Raw genomic sequence first — 17,565 nt, 5'->3', positions numbered from 1 at the left:
CGATCGGGACGGCCGCTCCTGATGGACGACCGTCCCGATCGAGCCCGCGCTCGCCATGCTTCGCCCGCCCAGGTCGCGGGCAGAGCGTCCTTGTCAGGTCAGGAAGTCAGCGTCTTCGGCCAGGTCGACATGGCCGTCACGTCGGCAGCCACGTTCACACCACCGAGGGCCAGGTCGGCGTCCGCGACGGTGAAGCCCTGGTACGCCTTGCCGATCCGGGCACTCAGCTCCAGATTCCGCAGGCCCAGCAACTCGATCTCGTCCTGCCCGGGGTACAGGAACGCCTGCCGGCCGCCCGCGACGTGGTTGGCCCGCGCCGAATCGTTGCCCTGGCCCGGCGCGTACTGCGCCTGTATCTCCATCCTCTTGTTTCCGTCCCGCTCCAGGACGACGCCGCCGTCGGTGTAGACGCCGTCGTCGAAACCGACAGCGGAACGGACCACGCTGGCACCGGCGGGAAGTCCGGTGAGCTGGAACGGCAGCACGATCCGCTGGACGCGGTCGAGTTCGATCGCGCCGACGATCTGCCGTGCGAGCTTCTCGTCGGTGGCCTGGACACGCAACCAGAGTCCCGGCACCGGCTGTTCCCGGACAACCACACCCAGGTCGTTTTGACGCTCCACGCCGTCGAGGACGCCCATGTCGGGCCCGATCTCGGCGTAGATCAGATCTTCCGTGCCGACCCCTGCGGCAAGCTGTTCGTAGCCTTTACCGCTGGTCCACGTGTAGTGCCGGGCGGTGGAGGTGATTGCCGTAGCGTCGAAATGGATCAGGTTGACGTCGGCGCCGACCCGGGCGGGGTTCACCGAGGCTCCCTGCTCCCCGGCGACCTCAGGCAACGCGGTCGCGGGCCGGGCGCCGGGCTGCCCGCCGACCGCTACGTCAAACCCGTTGCCGTTGCCGTTGCCGCTCACCGGCCAGAGGTGCGTGCCACCGATGACCCCGCCGGCGGCAACCGCGGCCACCACTGCCAGGCCCGCGCCCATCCATGCCCGGTGCCGGCGCCGGAACTTCCGTCCCCGCGTTGTTGCCCGTTCCAGCAGGACCATCCCGTCAACCTCGCCATCGGCGCTGTTGCGCAGGCTCTCCGTGAGGAGTTTCTCGACGTCGTTCACAATTGCGGCCCTTCCTCCGTCTAGTGGGTAACCGGGTGTTGCACCCGCAGCGCGGCCAGCGCCCTCATGGCATGTGTGCGGACGGTGGCCGGGGAACAGCCGAGTACCTCCGCGATCGTCGCGTCGTCCAGGTCCTCGTAGTAGCGCAGTGCCAGTACGGCACGTTGCCGTTCGGGCAGGGCCATGACGAGTCGCCACATCGCGTCGCGTTCCGCGGTCGCGTTGCCGGGGTCGCCGCCGTCCCGCTTGGTCATCGCCGAACGGTCGACGGCCGCGGTCATGAGTTCCGCGGCAACCGGCGTCTCTCCGCTCGATCGCCGCCGCCACCAGGAGGTGTTCGCGTTCACCAGCATCCGCCGGATGTAGATGTCCGGTCGGTCCATCCGGCTGATCGACCGCCACCGGACAAATGCCCGGCCAAGAACCTCCTGCACCAAGTCCTCTGCGAGGTCGCGGTCACCGGTGAGCAGCCGTGCCAGGCGCACCAGTGCCGGGCCGCGCGCTGCCACATACTCCTCGAACGTCATCGCTGTGGTATCCCTCCGCTTGCCTACTCCTTCAGACGCCGCCACCGTCCCGCGCTGTTGACCCGAGCCCACGGCTTCCGCTGACCGGTCAACGCTGGAGCGCTGCCACCGGCTGCACCCGGATCGCCCGGCCGGCAGGCCACAGGCCCGCGAGGAGGCCCACCACAGCACCCACGGCAGCAGCCACGAGAGCAACCCGGAGGTCGATGACGGGCTGCCACGAGTTCCACAGCGACACACCCACGGTGATCATCACACCGATGAGCGCGCCGACCGCGCCGCCGAAGCCACCCAGGGCCGTGGTCTCGGCCAGTAGCTGCGCGACAATGTGCCGCGGGCGCGCACCGACGGCGCGACGTAGGCCGATCTCCGCCGTACGCGCGGTGATCGCCGCGGTGGCGGAGTTGCCGATCGAGAGGGCACCTATCGCCAATGCGATGATGCTGACGATCATGCTGGACCGCTGGACGCTCGCCTCGACCTCACGGCGCAACGTACGCGGGTCAGGTGGCGCGACGACCTGGAGCGCCGCAGGCGCCTGCGGCCAGAGCGACAGTGCCGCCTGCGCGCCGATGACCTGAGCGGCGCCGGGGGCGGTGGCGATGACAACGTCCCGGCTCACCCCGGTCGAGCGGTCGGTGAGCAGCGTCTCCGCCGCCGAGGCCGGTATCAGTGCCGCCAGCAGTGCCTCCGGGCGGCGCTGCACGTCGTCGAAGATCCCCATGACGGTGAACGCCCGGTCGTTGATGAACACGGCGACTCCGATCCGGGCGATGTCCAGCCGCTCGGCCACGGGGTTGGACAGCAACACGACCGGAACCGCGTTACGCTCGTGAAACTCGTCGAAGGGTCGCCCGATCAGCAGGCGGGGCGACATCGCGGTCAACCCGTCCGGATCCGTGCCGATGACGTTCGTCCCCTGACCGGCCACCCCGATCGCCCGCGAGACGGGGCGTTCGCCCAGCGCCAGCCGACGTCCGGCCGCCTCGACCCCATTGAGCCGGCGCAGCCGTTCCAGCCCGTCCGGGCCCTGCCACGACGGATCCAGGGCCTTGTCGTCCGGCCGTACGAGCACCTCGGTGGCGCGCCGGACGTCGAACGACGAGGACACCTGCTGCTCCAGGGTGGAGCCAAGTCCGAGGGTCGCGACGAACGCGGCCGAACCGAGAATCGTGCCGATCGCCGTCATCACCGACCGACCGGGGTGGCGGTGTACGGAGACGAATGCCTCCTTGAGCAGGGCGGTCACCGGTAGGCGGGGGGCGCGTACCCCAAGGGTCTGGCGTACGGTTCGCCGCACCGCCCAACGGCCGCCCCGGAACCCCATTCGCCTCAGCACAGCTCGACCTCGCCGTCGGTGACCCGTAGGCGCTGGAGACCGCGTCCAGCCACCTGCGGATCGTGGGTGATCACCACGACGGTCAGCCCGTCCTGATTCAGGTCGTGCAGGACCGTCAGCACGTTCTCGCTGTTCGCGGTGTCGAGATTGCCGGTGGGTTCGTCGCAGAACAGGACCTGCGGTCGGGCCGCGATGGCGCGGGCGATTGCCACCCTCTGCCGTTCGCCGCCGGAAAGCGTACGGGGGTCGGCGTGCAACCGGTGGCCGAGCCCGATCCGTTCCAGGGCGTCCGTCGCCAGCCGTCGCCGGACCTTGGCGCGTTGACCGCTGTAGAGCATGCCCAACTCGACGTTCTCCAGCGCGCTACGTCCGGCCAACAAATGGAATGCCTGGAAGACGAAGCCGAACAGTTGCCCCCGTACGGCGCCGCGGGTGACCTCGTCCAACTTCTCCGTCGGGGCCCCGCACACCCGGTAGCTGCCGGCGGTCGGCCGGTCCAACAGGCCGAGGATGTTGAGCAGCGTCGACTTTCCCGACCCGGACGCGCCGGTCACGGTGACGTACTGCCCCTTCTCGATGAGCAGTGAGGTCGTACGGAGTGCGTACACCGGTTGTGCGTCGGCGTACGTGCGGGCCGCTCCGGCCAACTCGAGCAGTGCACTCATCGGGACGACGACAGTTCTGCGGCGTGCTCGCCGACCACCACGAGAGCGCCGGGACGCAAGACATCCGACTCGGGTGTCACGCCCACCCACCCACCGGCGATCCGGTCCACCAGCACGGTCACGTCCACCGCGGTGCCGCTCGGGCCCACGACGCTGACGAACATGGTTCCGTCCGTGCGCGCGTAGACGGCCGTCACCGGCACCGCGAGCAGCTCCGCGCTGTCCTTACCCGACGTCAGGTCGACCCGTACCGAGCGGTCCTGTCCCGCGGACATCGGCTTTCCCTGGAACGCGAGCCGAACCTCGAGTCCTGCGGCTCCGGGGGCGACCTCGTCCGCCACGGACGACACCTTGACCGTCGCGGTTTCGCCGGCGACCTCGTCGACGACGACACCCTCCTGACCGACGGAAACCAGTCCGGCTTGGTCGGCGGTGATGGTGGTGGAGATGTACGGCGCCTCGCCGTCCAACTCCAACAGGGGTGCTCGAGCTTCGGTCAGGACCGATCCCACGCGGACCCGCACCCCGGTGATCTTGCGCTCGACCTGGTCCAGCCGAAGTACGGCGCGCACTGGCAGCGCCGGTCCGGCGGCGAGTTCCGCCTGTTGCAACGCCTTCCTGGCGCTGTCCAGGCGAAGTTTCGCGTCCGCGACCCGTGTGTTCGCCTCGACCGCCGCAGCCCACTCACGTTCCGCCTCGCCGACGGCGGATCTGGCTTGGTCGAGCCGTTCGGCCGCCTTCGCGTCACCGGTCAACGCGTCGTACCCCCGTGCCGTGAACAGGCGGCCGATCGCCTGCTGGGTCGCGGGGTCCCACTCGCCGCTGCTCGGCACGCGGTAACCCAACCGGCCCAGCGCCAACTGCACCTCGGTCACGTCCGGGCCCTTCGCGCCGCCGCTGAGATCGCGCCAGAGGGGAAACCGCAGCCTCAGGGCCACCATCGGCTCGCCGGACCGCTCGAACGGGATCATGCCCTCGGTCAGCGAAACGCCGGTCTTGACCTGCACCTTGGTGATCACGCTGGTTTCGCCGGTCGCACCTGCGGGCGCCAGTAGCTGGACGCTGGCACCCGCCTTTACCTGACCGCGTAGCACCACCGGTTCCACCAGCACCCGTTGCTGTGCGGCGACGGTCACCTGCGACGGCGGCGGCGGCGCTGCGTCTGCGGCGACCTGCTCCGGAGAGCGTAATCGGCCACCGAGAATGAAGGCCAGCATGATTGCGGCGACGACGAATCCACCAAGGACCGTGGCGAACAACCAGGTGCCGAACCTGCGGGCTTTGAACACGCCAACCATTCCCTCACTTATGTCGTCGTGGCCTGCGGGCTTTTTTCGCGCGGAGGAGGGTCGGTCCGCGCTCTGGGCCGACCTGGGCGGCTCTGTCATGGCCCAGTGAGTCGCGCGGCTGCCCTGGCGACCCGCTCTATCTCGGCACCAAGTTCGAGTAGTTGTGACTCATGGCGGACCACTATCTCCGCTTGAGCCTCCCGGGCGAATTGGATTAGACGACTGGTCAGGCCGATGTCGCGGCGGCACTGGAACCAGGCGACCGCGAGTTTTGACTCCTCTGCGGTCGGGATGTAGCGCTTCATCGGTACGGGCGGACCGAGTTGCACGGTCCCCTTGATTCGTTGGGGTTCCCATTCGTCACCTTCCTCGACGTCGCCGAACTGTACGCCGAAGGTACGGTGATCGGGTTCCGCCAGGAAGGCGGCTTCATTGGTTGACCGGTAGCCCTTTTCGGCGAGACACCGCTGGAGGCTGGCTGCGGCATCTGGTATCTGGTCCTTGATGAAGCGTTCCATCGCCGTGCCGAATTCGGTGAAAAGAAGATTCCCAAGGTCCTTGTACGCGTTCAGGATCCGCTTCGTATCGGAGTCGAGCGAGTCGTACGCCTTGCCCTGGCAGCGTTCCAGGTTCTTGTCGTAGCTCGGATCGAAACTGACGACCCTACCCGGCTGGGCGGGCGCATCGAGGCCGAACCCGAGGCGTCGTGCCTCGTCCTCGCTGGTCGCTCCGAAGGACTTCGCCGAGATCTTGAGGTAGCTGAAGCTGACACTTGGAGCACCGGCCATACCCTGCAGGTTCTGTGGGTAACCGGCGTCGGCGAGGCACCGGTTCCGGACCAGGTTCACGGCGTAGTCGATCACGCCGACCTTGTCGCCGAGGAACACGTCAAACGACTGTCGGTCGGTGTTCGAGGTCTTGTTCAACTGCTCCGACGGCCCGGATCCGCACCCGGTGACAAGCACGCCGACAAGCACGGCCAGTGCCGCGGCTCCGGTGGCTGTCCAACGCATAACCTTCCCCCGCATCCAAGTCGATGGCATATCTGCCGGTGATGGGCGACGTCCGGCGCCGCCCATCACCGGTCATTCAGGACCTACTCCGGAGCACAACGACGGTGACCGTCGTTCATGTCATTCCAGCCGTAGTCACTTGCCTGGAAGTACCAACTCGAACCGTTCTGGTACATCTGAAGCCATTGGAACAGCCCCACCAGCGGCTTGTAGTCGAGGACGTAGACGTCGCACGCGGTGTCCCGGTTCCAGTACATGGACGCGGCTTCACCGACCACGCCACCCTGCGGCCCACTCCAGTTGTCGTTGTCGTGGTTGAGGTCGTTGTACCAGAAATGCCTGAGGTCGTTCTCGTAGTTCCCGTCATCGTGCTTCTTCAGGCAGATCTCGCCGACCGAGCAGTTGAGCGTTCCGTCGCCTACATCGGCCATTGCTGGCCGGGTCGAGAAGAGTGTCATCCCTATCAGTAGGACCATTGCCAGCGCTATGCCGGCCATCCTGAATGATACGGTTTTGACCACCACAACCATCCTCCGCTCTCTTTTGGAGAGAGCGGGGCCATCTGGATTACAGTCAACGACCACTCCCCCCGCGAGGTTGTCGCTATTGATTGAAACCATACATGACATCGTTACACGTGTATACCCGGTAACTAAGTGCGATCGTCTACGGTCTATGTGATCGCTATCGGTTCAGCTTGGTTCGACGGAATCTTGCCTGATAAACAAAGGTTCCTGGTTGCCGCATCGATCGGCGTCTGCGTCGGCGAGCTGTCTCGGTGTGCGCCTGGCTGGCTACGCAACGTGATCGATGGGAGCCGGGTGTACCCGCACCACCGAGAGTGGACGCGGAAGCCGCCCGGCCCGTGATGGCCGAGGCCCCGACGATGTCGCCCGATCTTGGCCTCGGCGCTTACCGCCGCTACCCCTAGCGGGTGGGGGTGGGGGTGGGTGGGATGACCGGGGGTGGGGTGCCGGGCAGCGACGGGCCGGGGATGGTCGCGCCGGGGGAGGGGGTGGCGCTGGTGGTGGGGGTGGGCTGCGGCGGCTGGACCAGGTGCCGTTCGAGGCTGACCTGGGCCTGGCCGGTGCCGCCGACCTGGATGTCGTCGTACGCCTGGAGCATCTTCTGCTGGTCGAAGTAGAGCACCGACAGGGCCAGGGGCAGCGGCTTCTCGCCCTCCAGGCCGCGTAGGCCGGCGCCACCGGTGGAGCCCTCGACCAGCATCAGGGTCGGCGGCTGACCGGGCAGTTGGGGCAGCGGGTCGATCTCACGGTGGTGTACGTGACCGGCCAGCACCAGCGGACAGGTGCCGTTGAGCGCGACACCGGACGCGGGGTCGTGTACGAGCGCGATGTCGACCGGTGGCTGCGCCGCCCGTACGGTCGCGGCCAGTTTCTCGCCCGCTCCGGTGACCTGCTCCATCACCTGTGGCGTGGCGCCGGACCCGTTCGGCGAGGTCTCCTTGTCCGGGGTGAAACGGGGGTCGCCGATGCCGGCGATGGTCAGCCCGGCGACGGTCCGGACGGTGTTGTCGAGCACGATCGCGTTCGGTTGCCGGGCCACGGCGGCGGCGGTGGCGGCCGAGTCGTGGTTGCCCCGGATGAAGACGTACGGCACCTGCAGGACGCCGATGGAGCCGAGGAAGGACGCCTCCGGTTCGCTGCCCCAGTCGGTGATGTCCCCGGTGTCGATCACCACGTCGATGTCGAACTGCTCCACCACGGTCCGCATCACCTGCCACCCGGTCGGGTTGAGGTGGATGTCGGAGACGTGCAGCACCCGGGTGGTGCCCTGGGCCGGTTCGAAGACCGGGAGCGCGGAGACGGTGGTGTAGAGCTTGCTGACGTTGCCGACGAGCCGTTGCACCTGGTCGGCGTACTTGCCGTAGTCGTTGGCGATGCGTCGGGCGTCGCCGACCACGGCCGGGGCGTTGACCAGCAGCCCCTCGTAGCGGGGTTCCTCGACCGACTCCGGCCGGATGGTCAGCGCGGCGACGCCGAGGCTGCCGCCGCTGAGCAGCAGTGCCAGCCCGCCGGCCCAGGCGACCCGGCGGGTGTTGCGGAACACCAGGAAGGCCAGCACCAACGTGGCCAGTACGGCAACCGAGACGGTACGCAGCCCGACCCGGATGACACCGTTGGTGACGTCGGAGACGGCGGACTGACTGGCGCGGGCGATGCCGGCCGGGTCACCGATCAGCGCCTCGGTCCGGCGCAGGTCGAGCGAGCCGAGCTGGATCGACAGGTGGGCGGGGCCGGCGTGGCTGTCGATCTGGAGCGAACCCAGGGGCGGGATGTCGACCGAGGTGCCGCCGCTGACCGTGGGGGTGATCGCCATCTCGGCCCGGAACGGCCCGATGTCGACGTTCACCCGGCCGGCGAGCAGCACTCCGCCGACCACACCTGCGAGCGCCACCAGGACGATGCTCAGGCCCATCCCCGTACGCCGGGCGGGTTTCGAGGTCAGTCCCCGGCCGGTGAGCCGCAGGACCGCCCGTACCGGGCGGGTGATCAGGCGGAGCGTCGAGCCCGCCCGGCGGCGGGCGGCCGGGGGGTGGCCGGTGCCGGGCGGCTGCTCGTCGTCGTTCGCGTGCCTGTCCATGTGCAAATCATTCCCTGCCCGGTACGGGTTCTCCGGAAACCCGGTCAGGCTGGTTGGAATACATCGTGTGGTACCCGTCCGTCTCGATGGTGCGGTTCGGTCAGCTTCGGCCGGCGCCGCCGCCGGAGAAGACGAGCCGGATGATCCGGTCGTCGGTCGGGGCGGCGTCGCCGCGGCCGTCGTGGTTGGAGGTGGAGATCCAGAGTGAGCCGTCGGGGGCGGCGACGGCGGTACGCAGCCGGCCGTACTCGCCGTTGAGGATGGAGCGGGGTTGGCCGAGCACTCCACCGGCGGCGGTCAGTTCGAGCAACCAGATCCGTTCGCCGCGCAGGCATGCCGCGGCGAGCAGGTTCTCCACCACGGCGACACCGGAGCAGGAGGCGTCGGCGGTCTTCCAGACGGCCAGCGGCTTGCTGAACTTCGGGTCGGTTTCGGCGCCGCCTTCTCCCTCGACCTCGGGCCAGCCGTAGTTCTTGCCGGGCTCGATGAGGTTGATCTCGTCCCAGGTGTTCTGGCCGAACTCGCTGGCGTAGAGGCGTTTGTTCGCGTCCCAGGCGATGCCCTGCACGTTGCGGTGGCCGAGGGTCCAGACCAGCGAGTTGGGGAACGGGTTGCCGGGGGCGGGCTTGCCGTCCGGTGTCATCCGCAGGATCTTGCCGCCGAGGCTCTTCGGGTCCTGGGACAGGCCGCGCTGGGAGGCGTCGCCGGTGGTGGCGTAGAGGTAGCCGTCCGGGCCGAACGCGAGCCGCCCGCCGTTGTGGATGCCGGAGAGCGGGATGCCGGTGACGATCGGGGCCGGCTTCTCGCCGAGGACCAGCTTGGCGATCCGGTTGTCCTGGCCGGTGGAGTAGTAGACGAAGACGGTCTTGTCCTGGTCGTAGGCCGGTGAGACGGCGATACCCATCAGCCCGCCCTCGCCGGCCGCGTCCACCTCGGTGAGGGTCTGCACGGTGCTGACCTTGAGCCCGTCGGTGTCGGACTCCGGCCCGACCTTGAGGATCTTGGCGCTGTCCCGCTCGGTGACCAGTGCGCCGCCGTCGGGCAGGAAGGCGATGCCCCACGGCACGCGCAGGCCGCTGGCCAGGACCGTCGCCGCGACCTGCTGGTCGACGCCGCCGGGCCGGGCGGTGGCGGTGACCGACGGGGTGGGGAAGGTGGGTGGTTCGCCGGCGGGGTCGGGCTCCGGGTCGCCGAAGGCGCATCCGCTGGTCGCGAGGACGGCCGCCGCGCAGAACGCGACCGCCGCCCGGGTCCGGGTGCGGCGGGGGTACGGGGGGCGAACGTTCACCCGGCCCAGCCTAGCCGGAGCGGACGGGCGCCCCGTGTCGTGCTCGATCAATCGGCACACTCCTTCGACGATTCGCTGGTCCGCCGCCCTGGGCGACCCGCCGGCCGCGGTGGTCGTGGCGCCAGCGGTCGCGGTGGAGAGTCGCGGACCCGGTTCCCCGGTTCCGTCGGACTTGGCAACCGGCGATGGTGACTGCGGATCGTCGCGTGCCGACGACCAGCGGTGATGGCGACGGGTGCGTCAAACGGGTAAATCACTGCAAACATGTAAGACTCGCGCCCGTGGTGGTCGGTACGGTGGCGCAGCCGGCGGAATCCGAGGCGGCGTACGACCGGCGCCAGCGTCTCGCGTTGCCGGTGGCGGTCGCGTTCGGCCTGGCCGGCGTCGTCTACCGGCTGGTCCTGCTGCTCCACGAGGTGCCACCGGCCAACAGTGACGAGGCGACGAGCGGGCTGGTCGCGATGCACGTGGCGCAGGGCCGGGAGTTCCCGCTCTTCTTCTACGGCCAGCACTACATGGGTGCGCTGGAGTCGTACCTCGCGGCGCCGCTGTTCGCCGTCTTCGGCCCGTCCACCCTCGCCCTGCGCCTGCCGAACCTGCTGCTCTACGCCGCGTTCCTGGCCCTGGCCTGGCAACTCGCCCGCCGGCTCTACACCCCGTGGCTGGCCACCGTCACGGTGGGACTGCTGGCGTTCGGCTCCGACCGGGTGCTGAAGAACCAGCTCGTCACCGCCGGGGGCTATCCGGAGATGAATCCCGCCGGGGTGCTGCTGGCGCTGCTCGCGGTCAACCTCGGCCTCGCCCGTTGGGCGGGCCGGCGCCGGCTGGTCGCGTACGCCGGGTTCGGGCTGGTCGCCGGGCTCACGCTCTGGGACGACTGGCTGGTACTGCCGTACGTCGGCGCGGCCGGTCTGCTGCTGCTCGTGGTCGGCCGGCGGGAGCTGACCGGCCGGGCCGGGCTGGCGCTCGGCGGTGGTCTGCTGGTCGGCCTGGTGCCGATCGTGGCGCACAACCTGACCGCCGCGCCGGAGAACCGTTCGCTGGCCAGCTACACCACCCTCGGCGGTGAGCCGGGCGCGTCGTGGCCGGACCGGCTGCACGGCGGGATCCTGTTCGGCCTGCCGATGGGCACCGGGTTCTGCGCGCCGGGGCGGTGCGCGCCGTGGCAGCTCTGGTGGGGTGTGGCCGGCCCGATCCTGCTGGTGGTGGCCGGGGTGCTGGCGGTCGGTGCGCTGCGGGCCGCGTCCGGTGTCGAGCGGGTCCGCCAGGGCGGTCGGCTGGTCCTGGTGGTCGGTGCCGCGCTGAGCCTGATCGCGTACGCGACCAGCAGCGTCGCCGCGAACACGCGGGTGGAGAGCGCCCGCTACCTCTCCTGCCTGCTGATCTCGTTCCCGGCCCTGCTCTGGCCGCTCTGGTCAGCGGCAACCGCAGCGTCCCGCTCGCGCCGGCCGACGGTTTGGTCGCACCGGCCGACAGCTTGGTCGCACCGGCCGACAGCTTGGTCGCACCGGCCCGCGCCCGAGCCCGGCGAACGGGTGAGCTGGGCCGGGCAGGTGCGCCGGGCCGGCTGGCTGCCCTGGCCGGCGCGGGGGCTGCTGGCCGCGTTGGCCGCCAGCCTGGCGGTGGCCACCGGGCAGTTGGTGACCCGGGTACCGGAGCTGGGCCGGGTGGCCGACCAGCGGCGGGAACTGGTCGCGGCACTGGACCGGCTCGGCGTGAACCGGTTTTACGGCGAGTACTGGACCTGCAACGACATCACCTTCCAGACCCGGGAACGGCTGGTCTGCGCGGTGATCAGGGACGACCTCCGGGCCGGTTGGGACCGCTACCCGCCGTACCGGGAGGCGGTCGGGCGGGCCGGGCGTCCGGCGTACGTGCTGCCGGCCGGTACGGCGCTGAGCGCGGCGGTGGCCGCGTACCTGGCCGGGACGGGGGTGCCGGTGAGCAGCACGAGCGTCGCCGGGTACGACATCTACCACCCGGCGACACGGGTGGACCTGCCGAGGCGCTGAGCGCGTACGGCGGTTAGGGTCGGCGGCTGTGAAGGCTTGGATCCCGCACGAGCACGGCCGGTCGATGCTCGGGGAGGTCCCCGAGGGCGTACGCGTCGAGGTTGCCCCGGACCCGGACCGGTTGCCGTCGGACCCGTCCGGGGTGGCGTTCTGGGTGCCGCCGTTCCTCGCCCGCTCCGAGGTCGTACGCCTCGCCGCCGACCTGCCCGACCTGCGGGTGGTGCAGTTGCTCACCGCGGGCGCGGACGCCTGGGCCGACCGGCTGCCCGACGGGGTGGTCCTCTGCGACGCGCGGGGGGTGCACGACTCGCCGACCGCCGAGTGGGTGGTCACCGCGATCCTGGCCCACCTGCGGATGTTCCCGTTCTTCGCGCGCGCCCAGTCCCGCCACGAGTGGTCGTACGCCCAGGCGACGCCGACCGACGAGCTGGCCGGCAAGCGGGTGCTGATCGTCGGTGCCGGGTCGATCGGTGCGGCGCTGACCGCCCGGCTGCTGCCGTTCGAGGTCGAGCTGACCCTGGTCGCCCGGACACCCCGCCCCGCCGAGGGCGTACGCGGGGTCGCGGAGTTGCCGGCGTTGCTGCCGGCGGCGGACGTCGTGGTGCTGCTGGTGCCGCTGACCGAGGCGACCCGTGGGCTGGTCGACGCGCGTTTCCTGGCCGCGATGCGGGACGGTGCGCTGCTGGTGAACGCGGCCCGTGGCCCGGTCGCCGACACCGACGCCCTGGTGGCGGAGTTGAAGACCGGCCGGTTGAGCGCGGCTCTCGACGTGACCGACCCGGAGCCGCTGCCGTCGGACCATCCGCTCTGGGAGTTGCCGAACGTCCTGCTCACCCCGCACGTCGGCGGCACCGTACGCGGACTGCTGCCGCGAGGTTACCGGCTCGCCGGTGACCAGTTGCGCCGACTCGTGGCAGGTGAGCCGCTGCTCAACGAGGTGGTCGACGGCTACTGAGCCGACGCCGAGGGCTGCCGAGCCGGCCCGGCCGGGGTCACCCGGCGGTGGAGGGCGCCTGGTCGTCCGTACCCAGTAGGTGTTGACCGCTGGCGGCGACCAGCCGGTGCAGTCCGTCGGCCGGCACCGCGGGCAGCGACACGACCTGGCCACCGGTGAGCGACGCGATCACCCGGCGCCGGTCGTCGACGCCCAGTTGGACCACCTCGTGCCACGGGATCAGTCGCTGGCCGAACAGGGCCCGGATCTTCACCCCGGCGCGGTCCGCGTCGGTGCCGGCCCGCCAGGCCCAGATGCCGATCAGCAGCGGTACGAGCAGTATCGGGGTGAAATACCAACCGGCGCTGGCCAGCGGCAGGGCGCTGATGAACGCGATCACGGCGGCCACCCAGATCGCCTGGCTGTACCGGAAGTGGACGGTATCGGTGCTGGTCACCTCCCTAGTTTCGCACCCGGTCCGGACTCCGTCACCGGTGGGAGTCGACCCGTCCGGTCCGAGACGACCCGACCGGAAACACCGAAGCGACCAAACGGGTAGCCGTGTGATTACCAAAAGTGAGCGGTGTCACCGAGATATTTCGTACCGGGGCGTAACCGCTCCCCCGATCCCTCGTTGACGGTTGATAGGTGCGCCGCAACCCTCCGCCGAAACCGCCTGTGGCGTACCCGCTCCGCCCCCGCACCGAACCGCCCGCGCACCACACCGTCCCCGTGCCCCCTGCAGAAGGCGACTTCGCCGTGTCCGTGGCGCCTCCCCCGCGCGCCGGAAAGCGCCGGCGCACCATCCGGCTTCCGGAACTCGTCGCCGGATCGGCGGCAGTAAGTTTCCTGCTTGCCGGCTCCACCGGTCTCCTGTCCGCGTACCTCGCCCTGGCTGTCGCCGTCGGCGTGGTCTCCGCCCTGGCCGCCACCCGGCTGATCCGGCTCGCGCTGGCCATCCATTCCGCCCGGCGCAGCTTCGGCCCCTGTCGCGGCGTCGGCTTCCTCGGCGCCGGGGTGGTGGCCACCGGGCTCACCGCACTCGCCCTGCCACTGCTGCCGGCCGCCGCGCACCCGGCCGCGCTCCTCACCGGGCTGCTCGTCGCCCTGCCGCTGTACCTGCTCGGCGCCCTGCTCCTGCCCGGCGCGGCGAGCACCACGTCGATGCGGCTGCGCCGCGGCTTCGACGGGCTGAGCCTCGGCATCAGCCTCGCCTTCGCCGGCTGGCTGATGCCGCCGGGCGGCGGAATGCCACCGGTTGCCCTGGCCGTGGCGCTGCTCGGCGTGGGCGGGTTGTCGATCATCGCGGTCACCGCCCTGCGTTCCTCCGGCTACCGGCGGGTGGCCGGGCTCTGCGGCGCGGGTGCCGGGGCCTCGGTGTTCGGGCTCGCCACGCTCGGCGTACTGCTGCACTACGACGTACCGGGCTGGGCGCCGCTGGCCGCGGCGGTCCCGCTGGTGATCGGGCCGATGCTGACCGCCACCGGCACCCGGTACGCCAACCCGGCCGCCAAAGCCCCCGCGCCGGGCGAGCCCGAGACGCACCTGTCCGCGTACCCGTTGCTCACCGTGCCCGCCGTGGTCGCCACCCTGGCCGCGATCTACCACCTGGTCACGGTCGGCGAGTTCGACCGCACCTCGATCGTGCTGGGCCTCGCGGTGATACCGACCCTGGTGGTACGCGAGGTCTTCGCGGTGCTCGACATCCGCAGTTACGCCCGCCGGCTGGTGAGCCAGGAGGCGCACTTCCGGGCGCTGGTCGCCGGAGCCAACGACCTGACCCTGGTGGTCGGCGCCGACCTGCTGATCCGCTGGCAGTCACCGGCCGCCGCCCGGCTGTTCGGCCTGGCCGACGCCGACGTGGTAGGGCGGGCGTTCGCCGACCTGATGCACCCGGACGACGCCGCCCCGGTCACCACCATGCTGACCGGCGTGCTGACCGCGCCGGCACCGGTCACCGGGCGGACCCCGCTGGTCACCGCCCGGCTGCGCGACGGGCACGGGATCTGGCGGGACACCGAGTCCACGGTCAGCGACCAGCGGGGGGTGCCGGAGGTCGGCGCGCTGGTGGTGCACGTCCGCGACGTCGGCGAACGGCGGCAGCTCGAACACCGGGTGCACCAGCTCTCCTTCACCGACCAGCTCACCGGGCTGGCCAACCGGCGGGACCTGATGCGGGCGATCGTCACCCAACGGTCGCTGGCCGGGCACACCGGCACGCTGCTCGTGGTCGACCTGCACGGCATGTCGGCGGTCAACGAGATCCGTGGGCGGGAGGTCGGCGACGCGGTGCTGGTGGAGGTCGGCCGGCGGCTGCGTACCGGCGCCGGATGTGACGACGTGGTCGCCCGACTGGGCGGGGACGAGTTCGCGGTGGTCACCGTCGACGGCCCGATGCTCGCGTACGCGCTCGGCATCCGGCTGATCGCCGCGCTGACCGAGCCGTACCAGTTGCCGGGGACGATCGTGAGCCTGCAGGCGAGCATCGGCCTGGCCGAGCTGGCCGGCGGCAGTGGCGTGGACGACGTGCTGCGCCGGGCGGAACTGGCCCGGCGCCGGGCCCAGCAGCTCGGACGCAACCGGATCGAGTGGTACGACAGCTACCTGGAGGAGCAGCTCGTACGCCGGATGGACCTGGAACGGGAACTGCCCGGCGCCGCCGCGCGGGGTGAGTTCGACCTGGTCTACCAGCCGGTGCTCGACCTGCACGACCAGCGCCCGGTCGGCACCGAGGCGCTGGTGCGCTGGCGCAGCCCCGTGCTCGGTACGGTGCTGCCGGCCGAACTCGTCCCGGTCGCCGAGGCCATGGGTCTGATGGACGAGCTGGGCAGTTGGGTGTTGCACAAGGCCTGCCGCCGGCTCGCCGAGTGGTCCCGGGGCGGGCGCCGGCTGTGGATGTCGGTGAACGTGTCGGTGTCCGAGCTGACCGGACCGGACTTCGTCGGCCGGGTCGCGGCGGCGCTCACCCTGCACCAGATCGAACCCGAGCGGCTGCTGATCGAGATCTCCGAGCCGAGCGGCGAGGTCGACGTGCTGGGGGTGGTGAGCCAGCTCGGCCGGCTGCGGTCGCTCGGGGTGCGTACCGCCCTGGACGACTTCGGTCTGGGGCCGGCGTCCCTGGCCCACCTGCGGCGGATGCCGGTCGACATCCTGAAGATCAACCGGGCGCTGGTGTCGGAGCCGAGTGGCTGGCAGGGCCAGGGCAAGCCGGTCATCGACGTGGTGGTGAGCCTCGGCCGGCGGCTCGGCATGGAGATCATCGCCGAGGGGCTGGAGTCCGTCGAGCAGGTCGAACAGGCCCGGCTGGCGGGCTGCCGGTTCGGCCAGGGCTACGTGCTGGCCCGTCCGGCGACCGCCGAACGGGTCGAGGCGTACCTGGAGGAGTTCCCCACCCCGTCCCGCTAGCCTCACGATCCTTTGTGGACGGGCGCCCCCGACGCTCCGGCAACCGGATCCGGTTGTCATCGCGGCCAGGAACGCGCCCGGCGGGGGAGTCCGGGTCGGTCGGCCGAGGGACGGTGGGTCCCCCGCCGGCCGGTGCCCCGCGCCGCGCATCTTCACTACCGTCGATGCCGGGGTTCCGCCGTACGGGCGGACGGGAGGGGCGAACATGAGTGACGACGCGGGCCAGCAGGTCCTCGCGGCGGTCCGGGACCTGGCACCGGGCATCAGCGGCCGGGCGGCCGAAACCGAGGAGGGTCGCCGGCTGCCGGCCGACCTGCTGGCCGACCTGACCGCCGCCGGCTGCTTCCGGATGTTCGTCCCGCGTAGCCACGGCGGGTACGACCTCGACCCGCTCGCGGGCATCGCCGTGCTGGAGGAACTGGCCCGCGCCGACCCGGCCACCGGCTGGACCGTGATGCTCGGCAGCGAGGCCCCGCACCTGCTCGCCCTGCTCGACCGGGAACAGTTCGACAAGGTGTACGCGAACGGCCCGGACGTGATCGTCGCCGGTGGGTTCAACCCACAGGGCCAGGCGCAGGTCGTCGACGGCGGTTACCAGGTCGACGGCCGCTGGGCGTTCGCCAGCGGGTGCGAGCACGCGGACTGGATCTTCGGCAACTGCGTGGTGCTGGAGAACGGCGTACCGAGGCCGGGGCCGGTCGAGGGGATGCCGGAAACCCGCGCGATGCTCTTCCCGGCCAATCAGGTGCAGGTCGTCGACACCTGGCGGGTACTCGGACTGCGCGGCACCGGCAGCCACGACATCACGCTCACCTCGGCGTTCTGCCCGGACGCGTACACCTTCGACATCTTCACCGGGCGGCCGTCCGTACCGGAGGCAAACCTGGTGGCGCCGCTGGTGCAGTTCGTCCTGCACCTCGGGGCGGTCGCGGTCGGCACCGCCCAGGGCGCACTGGACGAGCTGACCAAACTGGCGCTGGGCAAGCAGCGTCTCTACGCCCGTACGTCACTGGCCGACTCGGCGGTCTTCCAACTGCACCTCGGCCGGGCCGAGACGTCCGTACGGGCGGCCAGGGCACTCCTGCGTGACCTGGCCTCGGAGTTCATTGCCGGTGCCGCCGCCGATCCGGGCGCGGTGGCCGGCTTCAATCCGGCCGCCTCGGCGGCCCTGTCCTGGGTCACCGAGGTGACCTCGGCCGCGGTGGACATGTGCTACCGCTCCGGCGGGGGCGGGGTGGCGCGGGACTCCGCCCCGCTCCAACGCCGGTTCCGCGACATCCACACGTTCAGCCAGCACGCCGCCGCCGCGGAGGGCTTCCTCGCCACCTACGGCAGTGCCCTGCTCGGCCGCCCCGTCGGCATCGGCTACTGACA

The 17,565-nt window shown here is 70.7% G+C and carries 14 protein-coding genes; 4 read left to right on the top strand and 10 right to left on the bottom strand.

Annotated elements, in window-relative coordinates; translation table 11 throughout:
- Positions 1-98: 98 nt before the first annotated feature.
- From AB0J90_RS28655 to AB0J90_RS28615, 9 genes are all read right to left on the bottom strand, one after another.
- A complete protein-coding gene (locus AB0J90_RS28655) occupies positions 99-1,115 on the bottom strand; it encodes a hypothetical protein (protein ID WP_363601036.1) in 1,017 nt (338 codons plus the stop codon).
- Positions 1,116-1,135: 20 nt separating this feature from the next.
- Entirely contained in the window at positions 1,136-1,642 is a 507-nt protein-coding gene (locus AB0J90_RS28650) for a SigE family RNA polymerase sigma factor (RefSeq protein ID WP_363601034.1), read from the bottom strand.
- A gap of 88 nt (positions 1,643-1,730) precedes the next feature.
- Positions 1,731-2,981: an ABC transporter permease gene (locus AB0J90_RS28645; RefSeq protein WP_363601032.1), complete on the bottom strand. Its 1,251-nt coding sequence runs from the start codon at positions 2,979-2,981 to the stop codon at positions 1,731-1,733.
- Positions 2,975-3,646, bottom strand: coding sequence for an ABC transporter ATP-binding protein (locus AB0J90_RS28640; RefSeq protein ID WP_363601030.1), 672 nt, complete (start codon positions 3,644-3,646; stop codon positions 2,975-2,977). Before AB0J90_RS28640 ends, AB0J90_RS28645 begins: the two co-directional genes overlap by 7 nt.
- On the bottom strand, positions 3,643-4,935 hold the full coding sequence (locus tag AB0J90_RS28635; RefSeq protein ID WP_363601028.1) for a hypothetical protein: 1,293 nt from the start codon (positions 4,933-4,935) through the stop codon (positions 3,643-3,645). The genes AB0J90_RS28640 and AB0J90_RS28635 overlap by 4 nt, the downstream gene beginning before the upstream one ends.
- Positions 4,936-5,030: 95 nt before the next feature.
- On the bottom strand, positions 5,031-5,948 hold the full coding sequence (locus AB0J90_RS28630; protein ID WP_363601026.1) for a hypothetical protein: 918 nt from the start codon (positions 5,946-5,948) through the stop codon (positions 5,031-5,033).
- Positions 5,949-6,031: 83 nt separating this feature from the next.
- Entirely contained in the window at positions 6,032-6,478 is a 447-nt protein-coding gene (locus AB0J90_RS28625) for a hypothetical protein (protein WP_363601024.1), read from the bottom strand.
- A 397-nt stretch (positions 6,479-6,875) separates the two neighbouring features.
- Complete coding sequence (locus tag AB0J90_RS28620) at positions 6,876-8,552, bottom strand: metallophosphoesterase (RefSeq protein ID WP_363601022.1); 1,677 nt, start codon at positions 8,550-8,552, stop codon at positions 6,876-6,878.
- Between the two features lie 100 nt (positions 8,553-8,652).
- The gene (locus AB0J90_RS28615; RefSeq protein WP_363601020.1) at positions 8,653-9,840 is read right to left on the bottom strand and encodes a PQQ-dependent sugar dehydrogenase; all 1,188 of its coding nucleotides are present in this window, start codon (positions 9,838-9,840) and stop codon (positions 8,653-8,655) included.
- 281 nt (positions 9,841-10,121) lie between these two features.
- Between AB0J90_RS28615 and AB0J90_RS28610 the strand changes: the two genes are divergently transcribed.
- On the top strand, positions 10,122-11,852 hold the full coding sequence (locus AB0J90_RS28610; RefSeq protein ID WP_363601018.1) for a glycosyltransferase family 39 protein: 1,731 nt from the start codon (positions 10,122-10,124) through the stop codon (positions 11,850-11,852).
- 28 nt (positions 11,853-11,880) lie between these two features.
- Positions 11,881-12,807: a 2-hydroxyacid dehydrogenase gene (locus tag AB0J90_RS28605; RefSeq protein WP_363601016.1), complete on the top strand. Its 927-nt coding sequence runs from the start codon at positions 11,881-11,883 to the stop codon at positions 12,805-12,807.
- Between the two features lie 37 nt (positions 12,808-12,844).
- Here AB0J90_RS28605 and AB0J90_RS28600 read toward each other — a convergent pair whose 3' ends face one another.
- Positions 12,845-13,243, bottom strand: a complete 399-nt coding sequence (locus tag AB0J90_RS28600) for a PH domain-containing protein (RefSeq protein WP_363601014.1) — start codon at positions 13,241-13,243, stop codon at positions 12,845-12,847.
- Positions 13,244-13,518: 275 nt separating this feature from the next.
- Between AB0J90_RS28600 and AB0J90_RS28595 the strand changes: the two genes are divergently transcribed.
- Positions 13,519-16,191: an EAL domain-containing protein gene (locus AB0J90_RS28595; protein ID WP_363601012.1), complete on the top strand. Its 2,673-nt coding sequence runs from the start codon at positions 13,519-13,521 to the stop codon at positions 16,189-16,191.
- A gap of 205 nt (positions 16,192-16,396) precedes the next feature.
- Positions 16,397-17,563, top strand: coding sequence for an acyl-CoA dehydrogenase family protein (locus tag AB0J90_RS28590; protein ID WP_363601010.1), 1,167 nt, complete (start codon positions 16,397-16,399; stop codon positions 17,561-17,563).
- Positions 17,564-17,565: the final 2 nt, after the last annotated feature.

This window comes from Micromonospora sp. NPDC049523 (genome assembly GCF_040676775.1).
GTDB lineage: Bacteria > Actinomycetota > Actinomycetes > Mycobacteriales > Micromonosporaceae > Micromonospora_G.
This window is presented reverse-complemented; position numbering and strand designations above follow the sequence as displayed.

Excerpts from the sequence above, each read along its gene's own strand:
- AB0J90_RS28650 (WP_363601034.1), bottom strand. The coding sequence starts at position 1,642 with ATGACGTTCGAGGAGTATGTGGCAGCGCGCGGCCCGGCACTGGTGCGC.
- AB0J90_RS28640 (WP_363601030.1), bottom strand. The coding sequence starts at position 3,646 with ATGAGTGCACTGCTCGAGTTGGCCGGAGCGGCCCGCACGTACGCCGAC.
- AB0J90_RS28630 (WP_363601026.1), bottom strand. The coding sequence starts at position 5,948 with ATGCGTTGGACAGCCACCGGAGCCGCGGCACTGGCCGTGCTTGTCGGC.
- AB0J90_RS28625 (WP_363601024.1), bottom strand. The coding sequence starts at position 6,478 with ATGGTTGTGGTGGTCAAAACCGTATCATTCAGGATGGCCGGCATAGCG.
- AB0J90_RS28620 (WP_363601022.1), bottom strand. The coding sequence starts at position 8,552 with ATGGACAGGCACGCGAACGACGACGAGCAGCCGCCCGGCACCGGCCAC.
- AB0J90_RS28590 (WP_363601010.1), top strand. The coding sequence starts at position 16,397 with ATGAGTGACGACGCGGGCCAGCAGGTCCTCGCGGCGGTCCGGGACCTG.